This window comes from Lentzea cavernae, from assembly GCF_014653695.1.
GTDB lineage: Bacteria > Actinomycetota > Actinomycetes > Mycobacteriales > Pseudonocardiaceae > Lentzea > Lentzea cavernae.
In genome coordinates, this window is sequence record NZ_BNAR01000017.1 from 129,991 (window position 1) to 148,193 (window position 18,203).

An 18,203-nucleotide genomic window follows, 5' to 3' on the forward strand; every position below is an offset into this window, starting at 1 on the left:
AATTGGCCCGCTCAGAGCATGGACGAGACGTGGTGAGCCGCACGTTCCAGACCGGCGAAGGACTGCGGCGTCGACAACGGGTGCAACGCGTGCACGGCCAGGCGGAACAGCATCGCGCGCAGCAGCGCCTGCTCCCACTCGGCCTGGTGGCTCCACCGGTGGAAGAGCCCGGAGTCCGCGCCGCCCCACGCGACGGCGTCCACCGCGATCACGGCCGCGGCCCACTCGGCGGGACGCCAGTAGGCGGTGAAGTCGATGACGGCCGGCGGCGCGTTGCCCGCGAACAGCACGTTGCCGAACAGGTCCCCGTGCACGACCTGCGGCCTGATGTTGAGCGGCTTGCGCCGTTCCTTCAACAGTTCGAACAACCTGCCGCCGAGGTCGGCCTCGAGCGGCACGTCCTCCTCGTCCCACGCCTTGCGGTCGGCGACGGCGAACACGTCCGTGCGCGCGTCCAGGAAACGGGGCTTGGGCAGCTCGGCCGTGGCCTGGTGCAGGCGCTGGGCGACGGCGATGACCTCGTCGTGACGCGCCTCCGCCCGGCCGGCGAGGAACTTGGTGGCGGACCAGCCGCCGACGACGTAGCGGCCGTCGGTGGAGCGCAACGGTCTGCCGATCCGGAGGTGGTGCACGTCGAGACCGTCGAGGGTCTTGGCGATCCAGGTGGCCTCGGCGGGCTTGGGCGCCGGCCGGATCGTGGCGTCGCCGCACCGCCAGGCAGGACCGCCGTCGATGAGCTCTGGTTCGGCGTCACGTGCCCCGAACGCCGCACGCACGTGCGCTGGGGGCGGTTCGGGGGACCGGGTCACGGTCGGGCACGCTACCTGCTTAGACCGTCCGGGTGGTGGATCACGACACGCCGTGGTTCGCGCCGCCACTCGAAAAGCCGAACGAGTGACGGGTGCGTTCGGGTGCCGAAGCACCCGAACGCACTCACGACCGTTAGTACGTCGGCAGGCTCGGGTCGACCTCGCGGGCCCACGCGAGCACGCCGCCACCCACGTGCACGGCGTCCTTGAAGCCCGCCTGGTGCAGCGCCGCGAGCGCCTCCGCGGAACGAGCGCCGGACTTGCAGTGCAGCACCAGCGGCTTGTCCTGCGGCAGCTGCGAGAACGCCTCGCCCGAGAGGATCTTGTCCTTCGGGATCAGCACCGAGCCCGGGATCTTGACGATCTCGTACTCGTGCGGCTCGCGCACGTCCACCAGCAGGAAGTCCTCACCGGACTCCTGCTTGTGCTTGAGCTCGAGCGGCGTGATCGTGTTGCCCGCGGCCGCCTGCTGCGCGTCCGTGGACACGACACCGCAGAACGCCTCGTAGTCGATCAGCTCGGTGATCTTCGGCGACTCCGGGTCCTTGCGGATCTTGATGGTCCGGTAGGACATCTCGAGCGCGTCGTAGACCATCAGGCGGCCCAGCAGCGGGTCGCCGATGCCCGTGAGCAGCTTGATCGCCTCGGTCACCATGATCGAGCCGATCGACGCGCACAGCACACCCAGCACGCCGCCCTCGGCGCACGACGGGACCATGCCGGGAGGCGGCGGCTCCGGGTAGAGGTCGCGGTAGTTGAGGCCCTGGCCGTTCGGGGCGTCCTCCCAGAAGACGCTGACCTGGCCCTCGAACCGGAAGATCGAACCCCACACGTACGGCTTGCCCAGCAGCACCGCGGCGTCGTTCACCAGGTACCTGGTGGCGAAGTTGTCGGTGCCGTCGAGGATCAGGTCGTAGTCGCGGAAGATCTCCAGCGCGTTCTCGGAGTTGAGGTGCGTCTGGTGCAGGATCACCTTGACGAACGGGTTGATCTCGGCGACCGAGTCGCGCGCCGACTCCGCCTTGGGGCGGCCGACGTCGGACTGGCCGTGAATGACCTGGCGTTGCAGGTTGGACTCGTCCACGACGTCGAAGTCGACGACGCCGAGCGTGCCGACCCCGGCCGCGGCCAGGTACAGCAGTGCCGGGCTGCCCAGGCCGCCCGCGCCGACGACGAGCACCTTCGCGTTCTTCAGCCGCTTCTGCCCGTCCACCCCGACGTCCGGGATGATCAGGTGCCGGCTGTAGCGCGCGACTTCTTCCTTGGTCAGCTCCGCGGCTGGCTCAACGAGCGGCGGAAGCGCCATGCTGGTCCTCCTCGACGAATGTCTCCGTGTCCGAGACAACGTCTACCCTGCCTCGACTCTTCCCGGTTGGAAAGCTGTCTCAGCCTGCGGGAAACGCGTTCGGCTTGCACACCTTGCCGTCGGCCGGCACGACGTCCTGCCCGGCGTTGAGCTGCGAGACGAAGTCGTTCGAGACGCCGAACGTCTGCTGCATCATCACGGGGGCCGGGGCGTCGTTGTCGGGGCAGGCCGCGTGACCGCTGCCCAGGGCGTGCCCGACCTCGTGGTTGATCACGTACGTCCGGTACCCGGCCAGGTCGGAGCCGTAGACCATGGCGCCGCGGACCCAGCGGGCGACGTTGATGATCACGCGCTTCTGCTGGGAGTTGAAGCAGGAGGTCTCGAACGGGATCTCCTTGCCGCAGAGCGTGTGCGTCGTCTTCGTGGTGCTCAGCGACACGACGAAGTCCGGGTTCTGGTTGCCCTCGACGCGCTGCAGCGCGACCTGCTTGGTGCCGACCCAGCTGCGCGGGTCCGACAGGATCCCCTCGACCGTGCGGGCGAACGCCGCCGCGTCGTCGTTGTAGTCGGCCGGCTTCACCCCGTCCTCGATGGCGATCGCGTACTTGCGGAACTTCGGCGCGTTGCCCTCGCCGACGCGGGGGCCGGCGCCGGCGACCACCTTGAACGTGCCGACGCCGTCCTCGGAGAACGCCGGGCCGCCGGGCAGCTCGGCGGTCGGGATGTTCAGGACGGGCTTCTTGCCGGGCACCTCGGACGCGGGGGGCTCGGGCGCGCTCACGGGCGTCTCTGCGGCGTTCGTGCCGCCGGCGGTGCCCCCGGTCACGGGCGTCTTCGGCTGGATGGTGTCGAGCACCACCAGGGCCGTCAGCACGAGCAGGACCGGGATCGCGTAGATCCGCCACCCGTAGTTGGCGACGAGCTTCTTGACGCCGCGGGGTTTGCGGGGGCGCCGCATCGCCTGGGTCGCGTCGGGTTCCCAGGCGGCCGCGAGCGGTTCCGCGCTGGTCCGGCGCTCGCCGCGGCGGTAGCGGTCAGCGGGCGGAGCAGGACGTCCTCGCTCGGGGGCGCGATTCACGTCGACCAGGGTCCCACATCCCCCGTATGCCCGTCGTTCGTCACCATGCGTGCCGGTCGACCGCCTCCCACATGCCCAGCACGGCCCTCGCCACGGTGGCAGGCCGTTCCATCTGGGCGACGTGGCCGGTCCTGGGGAGCACCAGCAGTCGTCCCTTCGGCAACGTCCGCGCCGTCCGCGGCGCCTTCCGCACGCTGACGAGCCGGTCGTTCTCCCCCCAGAGCACCAGGGTGGGCGCCTTCACCAGCGGCAGCAGCCGCCACAGCGACTTCGCCCCCGGCGTGAGCCAGCTCTGCATCAGGCCGACCGTGCTGCGGTTGAGCGCCTGCCCCGCCCACCGCTGCCGGGCGCGTTCCTCGTTCTCCTTGATCGACTCCTCGATGCGGTTGTCCGGGACGATGTCGGGGTCGGCGAAGCAGAGCTCGAGCATCTGCCGGGTGCGCTGGTGCGGGGTCAGCTTCGCGAGCTCCCGGCGCACCCTGGCCCCGACGAGCGGCAGGACGGCGAGCGCCATCCGCGGGTCGGACATGCGGTCGAGGCGCGGCCGGAAGTCCGGGACGGCCGGGGAGACCAGGGTGAGCGTCCTCACGAGGTCCGGCCTGCTCGCGGCGACGATGACCGAGATCGCGCCGCCCATCGAGTTGCCGAACAGGTGCACGGGCTGTGAGAGCGTTTCCAGGTACTTGGTCACCGTGCGGGCGTGCGTGGTGAGGCTGAAGTCGTACCCCGGGATCGGCTCCGACCGCCCGAACCCCGGCAGGTCGATCGAGTGGCCGGTGACGTGGTCGCGCAGCTGCGCCGCGAGATCTGTCCAGTTCGTCGAAGACCCGCCAAGACCGTGCACGTACACGGCCTCCGGACCGTCTCCCGGCGTGTGCCTGACGTGCACCTCGTGGCCGTCCACCTGCTGGAACTCTCCGGGCCACGGCATTTGCGACGTGTCCAGCGGCGGCAGCGCGACCGTGGACAAAGGGGCAGGAATCAGGGTGCTCACCGAACCAGGATGCGGGAAAGAACGCCGAGATGGTTCCCGGAGACGGGCTACCAGCGAGTAAGGTTGCGCACACGGCTCGGTCTGGCAATCCCTCTCCGACGGCCGGATCACTCGTGCTGGAGGCACCATGACGGAGACGGCGCAGAGCGCACCCGCTGGAAGGGGCGTTCGACTGCCGCGCACCGCCCGCCGCGCGCAACTGCTGGCAGCGGCGCAGGACGTGTTCGTCGCCAACGGCTACCACGCCGCGGCGATGGACGAGATCGCCGAACGCGCGGGTGTGTCCAAGCCTGTGCTGTACCAGCACTTCCCGGGCAAGCTCGAGCTCTACATGGCACTGCTCGAGTCCCATGTGGACGAGCTGGTCGGGCGCGTGCGCACCGCCATCGGCTCCACCACGGACAACAAGCTGCGCGTGCGCGCCGCCGTGGCCGCCTTCTACGACTTCGTGGACGGCGAGGGCCAGGCTTTCCGCATGGTGTTCGAGTCGGACCTGCGTTCGGAACCCTCCGTGCAGGCCGCCGTCGAGCGCGCCACGACGGACTCGGTCGACGCGATCACCGAGACCATCACCGCGGACGCCGGGCTGGACGAGGAACGCGCCCGCCTGCTCGCGGTCGGGCTCGTCGGGCTCTCGCAGGTCACCGCGCGGTCGTGGCTCGCCGACAACCGCCGGGTGCCGAAGGAGGACGCCGTCGCGCTGATCTCCAACCTGGCGTGGCGCGGCATCGGTGGCGGTTTCCCGCTGCACCACTGATCTCACGAGAAAGGGCCCGCGAGTCGCGGGCCCTTCTTCGTGCGGTCACATCGGCGCTGTCACATCAGGGCGGCTATCCGTCTGGCCACGTCCCCGGAGCGTTCCAGCGGCAGCATGTGCCCGGTCTTCGGGTAGATCACGAACTCCGCCGAGGGCAGCGCGTCGGCCAGCACCCGCGAGTGCCTCATGGGCGTCAGCACGTCCCACGACCCGGCCATGACCACGGTCGGGATCTCCGACAGCACCGCGAGCGCCTCCCGCCGCTGGTGCAGCGTCAGCTCCTCGCGGATCCCGACGAACGCCTCACCGGACGTGTTCCCGGCCATCGCCGCGGCGGCCCGCACGTCGGCCCAGCGCGGACGCCGCCCGAACGTCACCCGCAGGCCCGGCGCGAGCACGCGGCCGAACCCGACCTTCGGCCGCTTGACCAGCCACTTGCCCGCGAGCCGTTCCACGCCGCTCTGCCGCGGCAGGTTGCCGCACGAGGTGGCGATCAGCGCCACGCCCGACACGCGCTCGAACAGCTCGGGGCGCTGCTCGGCCAGCGCCATGATCGTCATGCCGCCCAGCGAGTGGCCGGCGAGCACGATCCGCCCGGTGGGCACGTGCTTGTCCAGCACGGCCGCCAGGTCGTCGGCCAGGTCCGCGATGGTGCCGGTGCCCGTGCCGGCCGAAAGCCCGTGACCGCGCACGTCGTAGCGCACGACCCGGCCGGGCAGTGCGGCGGCGACGCGGTCCCACGTGGTGAGGTCCATGGTCCAGCCGTGCAGCAGCACGGCGGTCACGTCGGAGGACGCGGGTCCCGACGTGACGACGTTCAGCCGAGCAAGAACGAGCGACGCCATGAGCGCATCCCCGGCCTTCCCACGAGTCCGGCCTCGTTCAGGAACGTCATGATCCGCTCCCCGGACCAGCGGATGGTCTCCTGGAACTTCGGGTTGGCGAGCGCCTGGCGGTGGGCCTCGCGCACGTCCAGCCCGACGGCGGCGTACACGTCGGGGTTGATGATCGCGCGCGTGATCATCATTGACACGAACCCGACCAGCCACTTCTGGTACGGCTTCTCGTAGCCCTTGAGCTCGTCCACGCCGCGCAGGAGCTCCTCGCGGGCGAACCGCACGTGACGGGCCTCCTCGAGCACGTGGATGCGGTTCACCATCCGCACGATCGGCTGGATGGTGTCGTCGGTCATGGCCTCGCGCTGCAGCCGGTCGAGGATCTCCTCGGCGACCAGGATCGAGCCGTACATCGCGGGGCCGTAGCCGATGATCGGCAGCAGCTTGCCCAGGCGGTGCGTGTGCTTCGTGGGCCCGTAGGCGGGGCAGCCGATCCGCTCGACCAGACGCGCGAACATCGTCGAGTGACGGCACTCGTCGGCGACCTCGGTCAGCGCGTATTGGGCGTGCCGCGTGGTCGGGTCGGTGTTGTAGACCATCTTGACCAGCATCTGCATGAGCAGCAGCTCGAACCACAGGCCGACGGACGCGATGGACGCCAGCTCGTGCTTCGACAGCTCGATGCGCTGCTCCTGCGTGAGCGTGTCGTAGAGAGGCGTGCCGTAGAGCGAAATGCGCTGTTCAGGGATGTAGAAGAGGCCATCGACCAGAGGTGCGGACCAGTCGATGTCCACCTCGGGGTCGTAGAACTTCTCGGCGGACGACTTGAGCAGCCGTTCCGCGGTCTTCTCCCGATCGGCGACCCTCATCGGTTGACCCTCCCCGGTAAGTGTTACTTGAGGTAACGGTTACTTCTGGTAGCGTGCGTCACATGGCACGCACTGTCAAGGGGCCGGACGCGCGACGTGAGCGGTGGAAGGGTCACCGCGAGCAGCGCAGGGCGGAGTTCGTGGAGGCCACGATCGCCGCGGTCGCCAAGAAGGGCCCCGACGTGGGCATGGACGACGTGGCCGCGGAGGCCGGCGTCAGCAAGCCCGTGCTCTACCGGCACTTCACCGACAAGTCCGACCTGTATCTGGCGGTGGGCCAGAAGGCCACCGAGCTGCTGATGGACCGCATGGGCCCGGCACTGCTCGCCGACGGCCCGATCCGCGGCCGCATCGCGGGGATCGTCGACGCCTACCTGTCGGTGATCGAGGAGAACCCGAACCTCTACAAGTTCGTGGTGAAGGGCTCCTTCGTCGACCGCCCGGTGGAGAAGGACCTGGTCGCGGAGGACAAGAACCTCATCGCGACCACGCTGGCGCGCATCCTCGGCGACTACCTGCGCTCCTTCGACATGGACTCCGGCGGCGCCGAACCGTGGGCGCACGCGCTCGTCGGCATGGTGCAGAACGCGGGCGACTGGTGGCTCGACCGCCAGACCATGTCCCGCGCGAACCTCAGCGACTACCTCGCCACGCTGATCTGGCACGCCATCGACGGGCTGCTGCGGTCGGCGGGCATCCAGGCGGACCCCGCACAGCCCCTCACCCCTTTGCGATTGGTGGATTGACGGCCACCCATCGTCCTGCGATTGGTGGACTGTTGGCTTCCCCCCGCTCGACGGCGGAGACGTGTCGGGTTCACACCAGGCGATTCCTGCTTCTTCACCCTCGGTAGGGAGGTTCCGACAGATGCCTCACCAGTTCACGCTGGGTCGGTCTCACACCGTCTCCACAGGCAGCAACCGCCAGCCCGGCGGCCAGGATGTTCTTCGCCGCGTTCACGTCACGGTCGTGGACGTCCCCACAAGGACACTGCCATTCCCGTACGTTCAACGACATCACACCTACCCGATGTCCACATTTCGAGCATATTTTGCTCGAGGGCAGCCATCGGTCTACCACGATCACTTGGCGACCTCGCCACGCGGCCTTGTATTCCAGCAAACGACGCAGCTGCGACCACGAGGCGTCGGCGATAACTCGTGCAAGCCGGCGGTTGCGCAGCATGCCTTTGACGTTCAGATCCTCGATCACGATCGTTTGGTTCTCACGAACGAAGCGAGTCGTCAGCTTGTGCAGGAAGTCAGTGCGCCTATCGGCGATACGCGCGTGCAAGCGCGCAATCTTGCGTCCCGACTTCTCTCGGTTGTTCGAGCCCTTCTGCTTCCTGGCGTGGAGGCGCTGCGCCCTGGCGAGGCGCACCCGCTCTTTTTCCTCGTGCCGTGGGTTCGCAATTTTCTCCCCAGTGGAGAGCGTCACCAACGCCGTCACCCCAGCATCCACGCCTACAGCGGAAGTCGTGGGGGCATGATGCTCCACGAAGTCATCCACGAGCATCGAAACGAACCAACGTCCTGCACGATCCCTGCTCACCGTGACCGTCGACGGCATCGACCCGACAGGCAGAGGACGGGACCACACGATCGCCAGCGGCTCGGACATCTTAGCCAGCGTCAGGCGGCCATCACGCCAACGGAATGCCGACCGCGTGTATTCGGCAGCAGCACGAGACTTCTTCTTCGACTTGAACCGCGGATACCGAGCACGCTTGGCGAAGAAGTTCGCGAACGCTCCATGCAGGTTCCGCAAAGACTGCTGCAACGGGACACACGACACTTCACTCAGAAAGGCAAGGTCTTCCGACTTCTTCCAACCCGTCAGCATCGCAGAAGTGTCGCTGTACGAGATGTTCCGCTGCTCGTCGCTCCATGCTGCAGCTCGGACTGCCAAGGCCTTGTTGTAGACCAGACGTACACACCCGAATGTGCGCGTCAGCTCCGCAGCCTGCACGTCCGTTGGATAGAAGCGGAACTTGAAAGCCCGCTTCACCAGCAACCTCCCCACAAGTCCACATTCTTGCACCAGGCACTTGTCTCCGATCTACCGGGTTGATCGGATCGTCTCTTCCTCAAGGCCTGCACAACCGCGAATTGGAGTGTCGATGAGCGAGCACGAGCACGACGAAGAGGGCTACACGGGTCCGGCGACGCTCGTCTTCGCCGCCGGCAAGACCGGGGAGGCCGCCGAGGTCGCCGTCGAGGTCGAGCTGCGGGGCTACTTCCAGCCGATCGACGGCCGTTATCACTGGTACGGCCGCGTGAAGTCCCACGACGACGTCACGAGCCGGGTCGAGGGCGGCGCGCGCACCGCGCTGCTGCGCACCCCCACCGGTGAGGCCGAGGGGACGCTCACGGACCAGGACCCGTGGGGCCGCTACCGGGTCGGCGGCACGTCCACGCCGCCGTACAAGATCGAGGAGCCGGTCGAGCACTGAGCGCTCACGGAAAAGGCCCCGGTCGTGATGACCGGGGCCTTTCTCCGTTCTGGCGACTCAGGCGCCGAACCCGACCTTGCGCGAGTCCTGCGGGCCGATCTCCACGTACGCGACGCGGCCAGCGGGCACGACGAACCGCGCACCCTTGACGTCCACCAGCGACAGCACGCTGGACTTGCCGGACACCGCGTCCGCCACCAGGGACTCCACCTCGGACGGGTTGAGCTCACTGGTCACGACGAGTTCGCGCCCGCTGTCCGCGACGCCGATCCTGACCTCCACGCTGACCTCCGTGCTCAAGAGAAAAATCTAGGACCGAGCCTACCTAGCCCAGACCCAGCTGCGTCATGCGCCGCGCGTGCGACTGCTGAAGCCGGCGGAACAGCTGACCGATGCCGGCGAGGTCCCCGGAGCCCCTGACGATCAGCTCCGAGAGGCCGTCCCGCTCCGCCACCACGTACTGGGCCTGCGTCAACGCCTCGCCGAGCAGCCGCCGGCCCCACAGCGCGAGCCGGTCGCGGACCCTCGGATCGGACTCGACGGCGGCCAGGACTTCGCGTTCAGCGAACGCCGAATGGCCCGTGTCGGCGAGCACGTGGAGCACGAGCTCCTTCGTCGGCTCGTCTTCGAGCCACGTCGCCACCTCGCGGTAGAAGTCGGCGGCGAGCCCGTCGCCCACGTACGCCTTCACGAGCGACTCGAGCCACGACTTGGGGCTCGTCGACTCGTGGAACGCGTCAAAACCCTTCACGAACGGCGCCATCGCGTCCTCGACGGCGATGCCCTCCGCGGCCAGGTGCTTCTGCAGCAGCGTGAAGTGGCCGATCTCCGCTGCGGCCATCTGCGCGAGCGCCGCGCGTCCCGCCAATGTCGGCGCCGTGCGCGAGTCCTCCGTCATCCGGTCGAAAGCCGAGAGCTCGCCATATGCAAGCGCTCCCAGAAGATCGACAACACCCTCCGCAACACCCATGAGACCGAACTCTAGTGGTCAAATGTGTCCTGCCAGGTAGAATGGGGGCCGGACGCCCGGCGTGACGAGTGTGACGACCACGCTGAAGCTCAGATCTTCTTCCTGGGCAGGCGCAGAAATGGTGCGCGTACACCTTTCCCGCAGCTGATTCTCCAAGCGCGGTCGAGAGGCCCGGCAGGGCTCGTACGCGCTTGGTACGAGAGAGGCTGATCACCCTGACCGCTGAAGTAGAAGCACATCTGGACCCGGTTCTCCTGGAACACAGCGAGGCCGGAGTCCCCGAAGACGACACGTCGCACCCGTTGCTGGCAGACGCCCCGGTTGCACCCACTTCCCCGTCGTTCGCCGAGCTCGGCGTGCGTGAAGAGATCGTCAAGGCGCTCAGCGAGGCCGGCATCGAACGGACCTTCGCGATCCAGGAGCTCACCCTTCCCATCGCGCTCGCCGGTGACGACGTCATCGGCCAGGCGCGCACCGGCACCGGCAAGACCCTCGGGTTCGGCGTGCCGCTGCTGCACCGCGTCGAGATCCCCGGCGACGGCACCCCGCAGGCCCTGGTGGTCGTGCCGACCCGTGAGCTGTGCCTGCAGGTCGCGCACGACCTGACCGACGCGGGCAAGCACCTGGACCTGAAGGTCGCCGCGATCTACGGCGGCATCCCGTACGAGCGGCAGATCGCGCAGCTCCGCAAGGGCGTCGACGTCGTCATCGGCACGCCCGGCCGCCTGCTCGACCTGGCCGAGCAGCGCCACCTGGTGCTCGGCAAGGTCCGCATGCTGGTGCTCGACGAGGCCGACGAGATGCTCGACCTGGGCTTCCTGCCCGACATCGAGCGCATCCTCACCATGGTCCCGGACGAGCGGCAGACGATGCTGTTCAGCGCGACCATGCCGGGCCCGATCATCACGCTGGCCCGCACGTTCCTGAACCAGCCGACGCACATCCGGGCCGAGGAGAACGACGCCGGCCAGACGCACGAGAACACCTCGCAGTTCGTCTACCGCGCGCACTCGATGGACAAGCCGGAGATGCTGGCCCGCGCGCTGCAGGCCCGCGACCGCGGTCTGACCATGGTCTTCGCCCGCACCAAGCGCACCGCGCAGAAGGTCGCCGACGACCTGACCGAGCGCGGGTTCGCCGCGGCCGCCGTGCACGGCGACCTGGGCCAGGGCGCGCGCGAGAAGGCGCTGCGCGCGTTCCGCAACGGCAAGGTCGACGTGCTCGTCGCCACCGACGTCGCCGCGCGCGGCATCGACATCGACGACGTGACGCACGTCATCAACTACCAGTGCCCCGAGGACGAGAAGACGTACGTCCACCGCATCGGCCGCACGGGCCGTGCCGGGCGCACGGGTGTCGCCATCACGTTCGTCGACTGGGACGAGACGCACCGCTGGGCGTCGGTCAACGACCTGCTGGGCCTCGGCCAGCCGCTGCCGGTGGAGACGTACTCCACGTCCGACCACTTCTTCCACGACCTGGGCATCCCGTCCGGTTCGACGGGCCGGTTGCCGCTGAGCCACCGCACCCGCGCGGGCCTCGACGCCGAGGAGGAGGAGAAGCTCGACACCGGCAAGCGCAAGCGCCGCACCAGCACCAGCGGTGGCCGCCGGACCGGCTCCTCCCCCGCGGGTGCCGAGCAGGCACCGGAGGCGAGCGAGGAGACCAGGCCGAAGCGGTCCCGCTCGCGCACGCGCAGCCGTGGCGGCGTGACGGCGGAGGGCGAGCAGGCGCAGCCGTCGGCCTCCGAAGGCGCCGAGAAGTCGGCCTCCGACAAGCCGCGCAGGCGCCGGCGTCGCCGAAGCTCTGCCGAACAGGCCGCTCCTTCGGCAGACTGATCACCATGTCGTCCCCCGGTTCCGACGTCACCGACGTCGAGGACGTCCTCGACGAGCCCGCGCACGAAGCGGCGCCGCCCGTCGAGGAACGTCCGCCCGCCCGGTCCTGGCGCACCCGCGCCGACTTCGTCGCGGTCGCGCTGATCGCGGTGGTCTCGATCATCGCGTCCGTGCTGACCTGGGCGTTCAGCGATGCTCGCGCCACGACGTCGGTCACCGGGCCGTCGTCGTGGGCGCCGCTGCCCGAGGTGGCGGCGCTGCCGCCGTCGCTCGCCGAGGTGTGGCGGGCTCGGAGCGGAGCGTCGTTGGCGCCGGTGGTCGTGCAGACCCCGTCGAAGGACACCGGCGAGGAGAAGCCCTCGACGGTCGTGACCGGCGACGGCGGTGAGGTCACCGGGCGCGACCCGCTGACCGGGGACGTGCGGTGGACCTACAAGCGCGACCTGTCGCTGTGCGTGGTGAGCGCCGCGTGGGGCAGGGCCATGGCCCTGTACTCCAAGGGCGAGAACTGCTCGGAGCTCACCTCGCTCGACGGTGTCACCGGCGAGCGGCGGGCGCAGCGAAACGGCGACGCGGAACCGGGCACGGCGCTGCTCAACGAGGGTTCGCACCTGATCACCACCGGCTCGAAGTTCGTCGAGGTCTACCGCCGCGACGACCTGGTGCGCTCGCTCGAGTACGGCAGCCTGCGCGCGATCGTGAACCCCGGCAAGCAGCCGCGCACCGGCTGCACGTACGGCTCGGTGGCCGTCACGTCCGGCAGGTTCGCGATGATCGAGCGCTGCCCGGACGACGCGTCGGACCGCGTGACGATCCTCAAGCCGAACCCGGACAAGTCCGACGAGCCGAAGGTGTTCGGCAGCTCCGTCACCGGCGCGAAGAACGCCCAGGTCGTCGCCATCACGGGCAAGCTCGTGGCCGTGGCCGTGCCGAACCCGAGCCGGCTGCTGATCTACGACGCCGAGACCGGCAACCAGGTCAGCGAAGCGCCGATCGACGTCCCCGAGGCCGACTTCACGGACCCGCCGAACCACGTGTCGCGCGTCTTCACCACCAAGACGAACGCCTTCTGGTTCAGCGGTTCCCGCACCATCTCGCTGTCGCTGGAGACCCTCACTCCACTGTGGACCGCCGAGGGCACCCTGGGCGCCGGCACCACCCTCGCGGGCCGCGCCGTCGTCCCCGTGCAGGAAGGCCTGCGCGTGTACGAGCAGGCCACCGGCGCCGTCGTGGGCACGATCCGCCTGAACCGCGAGGGCCACACAGGCCCTGTGCAACTCGCCACAGCAGGTCCGGTCGTGCTCGAGCAGCGTGGCGAAACCCTGGTCGCACTGCGATAGTTCAGGCGTGTACTCGCAGATCAGCCCGCACCGGGCGCACCGCGTCGACTTCCAGGGCCGCTACGGCACGATCGCGGCCCTGCGAGCCCCGGCCAAGGGCGACGACACGATGCGCACCACCGTGCTGCTGGTACCGGGCTACACGGGGTCCAAAGAGGACTTCGCCCCGATGATCGACCCCATCGCGGACGCGGGCTTCGAGGTGGTCGCCATCGACCTCCCGGGCCAACAGGACTCCGAGGGCCCCGACGACGAGGCCCTCTACCGCCCAGGCCCCCTGGGATCAGTGCTGGCCGAACTGATCGGCAAAACCGCGGCGGACGGCCGCAAGGTGTTGCTGCTGGGCCATTCCTACGGCGGCCTCGTCTCCCGCGCCGCGGTGTTCGCCGGCGCCCCGATCTCCGGCCTGACCCTGCTGTCCACGGGCCCGTCGGAACTGCCGGCGGGCGACCGCCGCACGGTGCTGGACGTCGGCGAACACGTGCTGGCCGAACAGGGCGTCGAGGGCACCCAAAGGCTCAACGAGCTCCGCTCCCAGCAGAACCCGGCGTACGCCGTGCTCCCGCAGGAGCTGAAAGACTTCTACCGCACCAGGTTCCTCAAGTCGAAGGCCGCGGCCCTGCTGGGCATGGGCAACGGCCTGCGCTTCGAACCGGACCAGGTGGCCAAGCTCGGCCGCGCCCTCCGGTCTTCCGGCACGCCTTGTCTGGTGGTGTGCGGAGATGCGGACGACGCGTGGACGCCTGCCTCCCAGCGCGACATGGCGGAGCGGCTGGACGCGGACTTCGCGGTGCTGCCGGGTGTGATGCACTCGCCGAACACCGAGGCTCCGCTGGACCTCATCGCCACGCTCCTGCCGACGTGGAGGGCCTGGCTCACGTCCTGAGCACCCCACTGGGTGAGCTTCCGGTGGGCTGCGTGGAGGCCTCGGCTGCGTGCGTGGGTGCGCGGCTTCGCGGGGTGGACGGTTGGACGGTCACCCGCGTCTTGGCGTGATCACAGACGTTCTGGCTGTCGCGCCGGGCGTGGATAGCGCCTGGCAGTGGTGACAGTCGCGGGCAAACGGCTCGTAGGCCGCTTGCCCGCAGGTTCGTGCGAGACGTGCGGCCGAACAACTCAGGGGCGACTCAGGCCCACCAGAACGTCCACAGCGTCGCACCGCTCACGACCAGCACCACGAACGAGGCGACCGGCGCCTTCCAGTCCGCGTACCGGTCAGCCACGATCTGCGCCGCGACCACCAGCAACGCCGCCACCACGTGCGCGACGACGGACAACGTGCCCGGCCCCGGCAGGTCGCGGGAGTTCGCGTAGAACTGGACGCCGATGTTCCCCAGGGCGAGCAGCACCAAGCCCACCGCGAGCACACCGCTCACGGCGCGCAGGATTCCGTAGGTCCGCGACGGCCGCTTTGCTGCTTCCACTTCCACTCCGGCCACCCTACGGGTCCGGGGGCACGCAGGCAGTCATGACCCGGACGGCCTTGGCACCGCTACGACAAAAGCCGCACTCCAGGCACCCTTCCAGCGCCGTCGGAGCCTGCCACCCGAACCACCGCCGGAGCTCGCCGCCCGAACTCGCCGCACAAGCTCCGGGGGAGACCGTCGGCAAATCCACCGCCCAAGCCCCCGCAGGAGTTCACCAGCCGAATCCACCGCCTAAGCCCGCCGGCTGAACTAGCCGCCTGAACCCTGCCGACTGAGCACGCCGCCGAAGCCCGTCATCCGAACTCGCTGCCGAGCCTGCCGCCCGAACTCACCGCTCAAGCCAGCCGCCCGAGTCCGCCGCCACCTGGGCCCGCCGCCAGAACACCATGCCCGAGCCAGCCATCCAAGCCGTCATCCAAGCCCGTCGTCGGAACCGGTCGCGAGAGCCACCGCCGCAGCCCTCAGCCGAAGCCGGCCGCCCGAACTCGCCGCCCAGACCTACCGACGGCGCCCGCCGCCCAAGCCCGTCGTCGGAACTCGGTGCCCGAGTCTGCCACCCGAGTCTGCCGCCCGAACTCGCCGCCCGAACTCGCCGCCCGAACTCGCCGCAGAAGGCCCACTGCCTCAGCCCGCCGTCCGAGCCCGCCGTCCGAGCCCACCGTCTAAGCCCGCAGTCCGCCGTCCGAGCCCACCGTCCGAGCCCGCCACCCAAGTCCGCAGTCCGAGCCAGCCACCAGCGCCCCACTCCCGAGCCCGCCGCTCCCCCGCGCGCCTTCCTCATCACGCAACGCCAAACCCACCCCACCAGTTCCCAGCTATCCACAGCCCCCCGAAGTTATCCACAGGGGCACCTACGGCGCCAACAACGCCCAAGGCTCCAACGAAGGCGCCGCCGCCTGCCCCTCCGGACAACTCCGCCGAAAATCGCACCACTGACACTGCCTCCCGGTAACCGGCGGAAACAGAACCTCCTGATCCCCACCAGCCTTCAAGGTCTCGGTAGCCAGATCGATCTCATCCGCCGCCTCCTCAGCCCGGCGAACGTGCCGAGCCAGCGACTCCTCCGTGTGCTCCCAAGCTGCGACCGAGCCAGAGGGCAAGTGGTGCAGCTCAACACGACGACAAGGTTTGCGGAGGGTTCGGCGGGCAGCGAGGGCGTACAAGGCCAGGGCCTGGGAGCCGCGGGCGTCGTCGGAGGTGAGGACGTGGCGGCCGGTCTTGTAGTCGACGATGACGAGTTCGCCGTCGCGGTGGTCGATGCGGTCCACCCGGCCCTCGGCGACGATGCGGTCGGTCGGGGAGGAGACCCAGCGTTCGACGCCGAGTGGTTCGAAGTCGACGTCCAGGGCGGAGACGTACTCGTGGACCCAGCCTTGGGCGCGGGTGCGGTATTCGGTGGCCTGGTCGACGTCGCGGAAGCCTTCTGACTTCCACTGGCGGTTCAGCAGCGCCACGGCCTGGTCGGGGGTGCGGCGGTCCGGGGGCAGGTCGAAGAGGGCCTTCAGGGCGTTGTGCACGACTGCGCCCAAGGTGTTGTGGGCCCAGGCGCCGCCGCGGGGTGGGGAGGGGCGGTCCAGGTAAGCCATGCGGAAGCGGCGCGGGCAACTCGTCCACGTCGAGAGCTTCGCGGGGGTGACGCGCACGAGCCGGCGGGGGGCCGCGGTGCCGAAGTCGAAGCCGAGTTGTTCCACCCCAACCAAGTTACTCAGCACCCCTGACAGAAAATGCACCGCATGGAGATCTGGCACAACCCCCGCTGTTCGAAGAGCCGCGCGGCGAAGCAGCGCCTGGACGACGACAACATCGCCTACACCGAACGGCGCTACCTCGACGACGTTCCGTCCGCCCAAGAGCTCGACCACGTTCTGAAGCTCCTGGGCAAGGAGCCGTGGGAGATCGCCCGCACCAAGGAGGCGGCGTACCCGGCGACGTTGGAGCACGATCGCGCGAAGTGGATCGAGCACATGGTCGCCAACCCGAGCCTCATCGAGCGGCCGATCGTCATCAACGGCGACAAGGCGCGCATCGAGCGTTAGACGCCCGAGGTGATGAAGCCCTGCACGGAGGACGCGACGAGTTGCACGGCGATTGCGGCCAGCAGGAGGCCGGCGATCTTGGCCATCAGCAGGATGCCGCTCTCCTTGAACACCTTGATGAGCAGGCCGGCGGATCGCAGCGTCCCCAGCAGCACGAGGTGCACGGCCACGATCGCCGCGGCCAGCGCGAAGTAGGAGCCCCAACCGTCGGCCTGGCGGACGAACACGATCGTCGCGGCGATCGCGCCGGGTCCGGCCAGCAGGGGCGTGCCCAGCGGCACGAGGGCGATGTTGACGTCTTCGACCTCGGGGTGGTTGGTCGCGCCCTTGCCCGTGAGCAGGTCCAGGGCGATGAGCAACAGCAGCAGCCCGCCCGCACCCTGCAGGGCGGGGATGCCGATGTGCATGTACGCGAGGATCGAGTTGCCCGCGACGGCGAACAGCGTGATCACCAGGAACGACACCAGCACGCCCTGCCGCGCCGCGCTCTTGCGGGCCTCGCGGGACTTGCGGCCCACGAGCCCGAGGAAGACGGGCACGGTGCCGGGCGGGTCCATGATCACCAGCAGCGTGATCGAGGCCTCGATGAACAACCGCACGTCGAACACGCCGAGCACCGCCCTATCCGACGAGGATCTTGCAGCCTGTCGCCCTCTCGGCCAGAGCATCCAGCATCTCCGGCGCCGTCGTCTCCGCGCCGAGCCGCACTGTCTTGTTCGTGCCGTGGTAGTCACTCGACCCGGTGACGACGAGGCCCAGCGAGTCGGCCAGCGACCGCAGTGACCGGCGCGTCTCCTGGTCGTGGTCCGGGTGGTCGACCTCGACACCGGCCAGACCGGCCGAGGTCAGGTCGCGGACGACGTCGGGCGCGACGACGGGGCCGCGGGAGCGGGCGAAGGGGTGGGCGAGCACGGTGACGCCGCCGGCCTCGGTGATCATCTCGATCGCGCGCTCGACGGGGGTGTCGGTGCGGCCCACGTAGTACTGGCCGCCCGTCAGGAACGTCGCGAACGCCTCGTCGACCGACGTCACCACGCCGGCGCGGATCAGTGCCTGGGCGAGGTGCGGGCGGCCGGCCGGGGCGTCGAACGGCAGGCGGGACATCAGGTCGACCGGGTCGATCGGGAAGCCGTCGGCCTGCATCATCTCGGCCATCTTCTGCAGCCGCGAACGCCGTTCCTCACGCAGGCGTGACTGCTCCTTCATGAGCATGGCGTGCGTGGGGTCGTACAGGTACGCCAGCAGGTGAACGGTGATGGTGCGGCCGTAGCCGTCGGCGGAGGAGCACGAGAGCTCGGCGCCGCGCACGAGCCGCAGGCCCGACGGCAGTGCCGCCTCGGCCTCCGCCCACCCGGCCGCCGTGTCGTGGTCGGTGATCGCCACCGCGTCGAGCCCCGCGAGGGACGCCGCCCTCACCAGGTCGGCGGGGCTGTCGGTGCCGTCGGACTCGGACGAATGGGTGTGCAGATCGATGACCACGTCGTCCAGTGT

General features: G+C 69.3%; 20 protein-coding genes. 7 read left to right on the forward strand and 13 right to left on the reverse strand.

From position 1 onward, the window contains the following. Positions 1-11 precede the first annotated feature (11 nt). From IE307_RS37690 to IE307_RS37705, 4 genes are all read right to left on the reverse strand, one after another. Complete coding sequence (locus IE307_RS37690; RefSeq protein WP_191304242.1) at positions 12-809, reverse strand: TIGR02569 family protein; 798 nt, start codon at positions 807-809, stop codon at positions 12-14. Positions 810-942: 133 nt separating this feature from the next. Further along, the gene (gene moeZ / locus IE307_RS37695) at positions 943-2,115 is read right to left on the reverse strand and encodes an adenylyltransferase/sulfurtransferase MoeZ (protein WP_191304243.1); all 1,173 of its coding nucleotides are present in this window, start codon (positions 2,113-2,115) and stop codon (positions 943-945) included. Positions 2,116-2,194: 79 nt separating this feature from the next. Continuing rightward, positions 2,195-3,193, reverse strand: coding sequence for a DUF3152 domain-containing protein (locus IE307_RS37700; protein WP_229905477.1), 999 nt, complete (start codon positions 3,191-3,193; stop codon positions 2,195-2,197). 40 nt (positions 3,194-3,233) lie between these two features. Beyond that, positions 3,234-4,187: an alpha/beta fold hydrolase gene (locus tag IE307_RS37705; protein WP_373306071.1), complete on the reverse strand. Its 954-nt coding sequence runs from the start codon at positions 4,185-4,187 to the stop codon at positions 3,234-3,236. A 127-nt stretch (positions 4,188-4,314) separates the two neighbouring features. Between IE307_RS37705 and IE307_RS37710 the strand changes: the two genes are divergently transcribed. Beyond that, positions 4,315-4,944 (forward strand): TetR/AcrR family transcriptional regulator, encoded by a 630-nt coding sequence (locus IE307_RS37710; protein ID WP_191304245.1) that lies wholly within the window; start codon positions 4,315-4,317, stop codon positions 4,942-4,944. Positions 4,945-5,003: 59 nt separating this feature from the next. Here the strand turns inward: IE307_RS37710 and IE307_RS37715 are convergent, their stop codons facing one another. Together IE307_RS37715 and IE307_RS37720 are read right to left on the reverse strand one after the other, a co-directional pair. Further along, positions 5,004-5,789: an alpha/beta fold hydrolase gene (locus IE307_RS37715; protein ID WP_191304246.1), complete on the reverse strand. Its 786-nt coding sequence runs from the start codon at positions 5,787-5,789 to the stop codon at positions 5,004-5,006. Next, positions 5,762-6,649 carry an AurF N-oxygenase family protein gene (locus IE307_RS37720; RefSeq protein WP_191304247.1) on the reverse strand — a complete coding sequence of 296 codons (888 nt, stop codon included), beginning with the start codon at positions 6,647-6,649 and terminating at the stop codon, positions 5,762-5,764. Before IE307_RS37720 ends, IE307_RS37715 begins: the two co-directional genes overlap by 28 nt. Before the next feature lie 62 nt (positions 6,650-6,711). Here IE307_RS37720 and IE307_RS37725 point away from each other — a divergent pair, with 62 nt between their 5' ends. Then, complete coding sequence (locus IE307_RS37725) at positions 6,712-7,395, forward strand: TetR/AcrR family transcriptional regulator (RefSeq protein ID WP_191304248.1); 684 nt, start codon at positions 6,712-6,714, stop codon at positions 7,393-7,395. Between the two features lie 94 nt (positions 7,396-7,489). Here IE307_RS37725 and IE307_RS37730 read toward each other — a convergent pair whose 3' ends face one another. Beyond that, entirely contained in the window at positions 7,490-8,656 is a 1,167-nt protein-coding gene (locus IE307_RS37730) for an RNA-guided endonuclease InsQ/TnpB family protein (protein ID WP_229905478.1), read from the reverse strand. 112 nt (positions 8,657-8,768) lie between these two features. On the opposite strand from IE307_RS37730, the gene IE307_RS37735 reads away from it, so the two are divergent. Beyond that, the gene (locus IE307_RS37735; RefSeq protein WP_191304249.1) at positions 8,769-9,101 is read left to right on the forward strand and encodes a DUF4873 domain-containing protein; all 333 of its coding nucleotides are present in this window, start codon (positions 8,769-8,771) and stop codon (positions 9,099-9,101) included. Positions 9,102-9,158: 57 nt separating this feature from the next. Here IE307_RS37735 and IE307_RS37740 read toward each other — a convergent pair whose 3' ends face one another. Beyond that, entirely contained in the window at positions 9,159-9,383 is a 225-nt protein-coding gene (locus IE307_RS37740; protein ID WP_191304291.1) for a DUF3107 domain-containing protein, read from the reverse strand. A gap of 43 nt (positions 9,384-9,426) precedes the next feature. Beyond that, on the reverse strand, positions 9,427-10,071 hold the full coding sequence (locus IE307_RS37745) for a ferritin-like fold-containing protein (protein WP_191304250.1): 645 nt from the start codon (positions 10,069-10,071) through the stop codon (positions 9,427-9,429). A gap of 206 nt (positions 10,072-10,277) precedes the next feature. Here IE307_RS37745 and IE307_RS37750 point away from each other — a divergent pair, with 206 nt between their 5' ends. Genes IE307_RS37750 through IE307_RS37760 form a run of 3 tightly spaced genes read left to right on the forward strand, consistent with a single transcriptional unit; the run spans position 10,278 to position 14,135 of the window. Beyond that, positions 10,278-11,909 carry a DEAD/DEAH box helicase gene (locus tag IE307_RS37750; protein WP_373306075.1) on the forward strand — a complete coding sequence of 544 codons (1,632 nt, stop codon included), beginning with the start codon at positions 10,278-10,280 and terminating at the stop codon, positions 11,907-11,909. A gap of 5 nt (positions 11,910-11,914) precedes the next feature. Then, positions 11,915-13,249: an Rv3212 family protein gene (locus tag IE307_RS37755; RefSeq protein WP_191304251.1), complete on the forward strand. Its 1,335-nt coding sequence runs from the start codon at positions 11,915-11,917 to the stop codon at positions 13,247-13,249. 7 nt (positions 13,250-13,256) lie between these two features. Further along, positions 13,257-14,135, forward strand: a complete 879-nt coding sequence (locus IE307_RS37760; protein WP_191304252.1) for an alpha/beta fold hydrolase — start codon at positions 13,257-13,259, stop codon at positions 14,133-14,135. Between the two features lie 241 nt (positions 14,136-14,376). Here IE307_RS37760 and IE307_RS37765 read toward each other — a convergent pair whose 3' ends face one another. Both IE307_RS37765 and IE307_RS37770 read right to left on the reverse strand, forming a co-directional pair. Continuing rightward, positions 14,377-14,673 (reverse strand): hypothetical protein, encoded by a 297-nt coding sequence (locus tag IE307_RS37765; protein ID WP_191304253.1) that lies wholly within the window; start codon positions 14,671-14,673, stop codon positions 14,377-14,379. An 854-nt stretch (positions 14,674-15,527) separates the two neighbouring features. Continuing rightward, positions 15,528-16,367, reverse strand: coding sequence for a RecB family exonuclease (locus IE307_RS37770; protein ID WP_191304254.1), 840 nt, complete (start codon positions 16,365-16,367; stop codon positions 15,528-15,530). A 42-nt stretch (positions 16,368-16,409) separates the two neighbouring features. Between IE307_RS37770 and IE307_RS37775 the strand changes: the two genes are divergently transcribed. Further along, a complete protein-coding gene (locus IE307_RS37775; RefSeq protein WP_191304255.1) occupies positions 16,410-16,712 on the forward strand; it encodes an ArsC/Spx/MgsR family protein in 303 nt (100 codons plus the stop codon). On the opposite strand, the gene IE307_RS37780 is transcribed toward IE307_RS37775, so the two are convergent. Both IE307_RS37780 and IE307_RS37785 read right to left on the reverse strand, forming a co-directional pair. After that, complete coding sequence (locus IE307_RS37780) at positions 16,709-17,380, reverse strand: MarC family protein (protein ID WP_373306072.1); 672 nt, start codon at positions 17,378-17,380, stop codon at positions 16,709-16,711. The two genes, IE307_RS37775 and IE307_RS37780, sit on opposite strands and share 4 nt — an antisense overlap. After that, on the reverse strand, positions 17,334-18,191 hold the full coding sequence (locus tag IE307_RS37785; protein ID WP_373306073.1) for a PHP domain-containing protein: 858 nt from the start codon (positions 18,189-18,191) through the stop codon (positions 17,334-17,336). The genes IE307_RS37780 and IE307_RS37785 overlap by 47 nt, the downstream gene beginning before the upstream one ends. Positions 18,192-18,203: the final 12 nt, after the last annotated feature.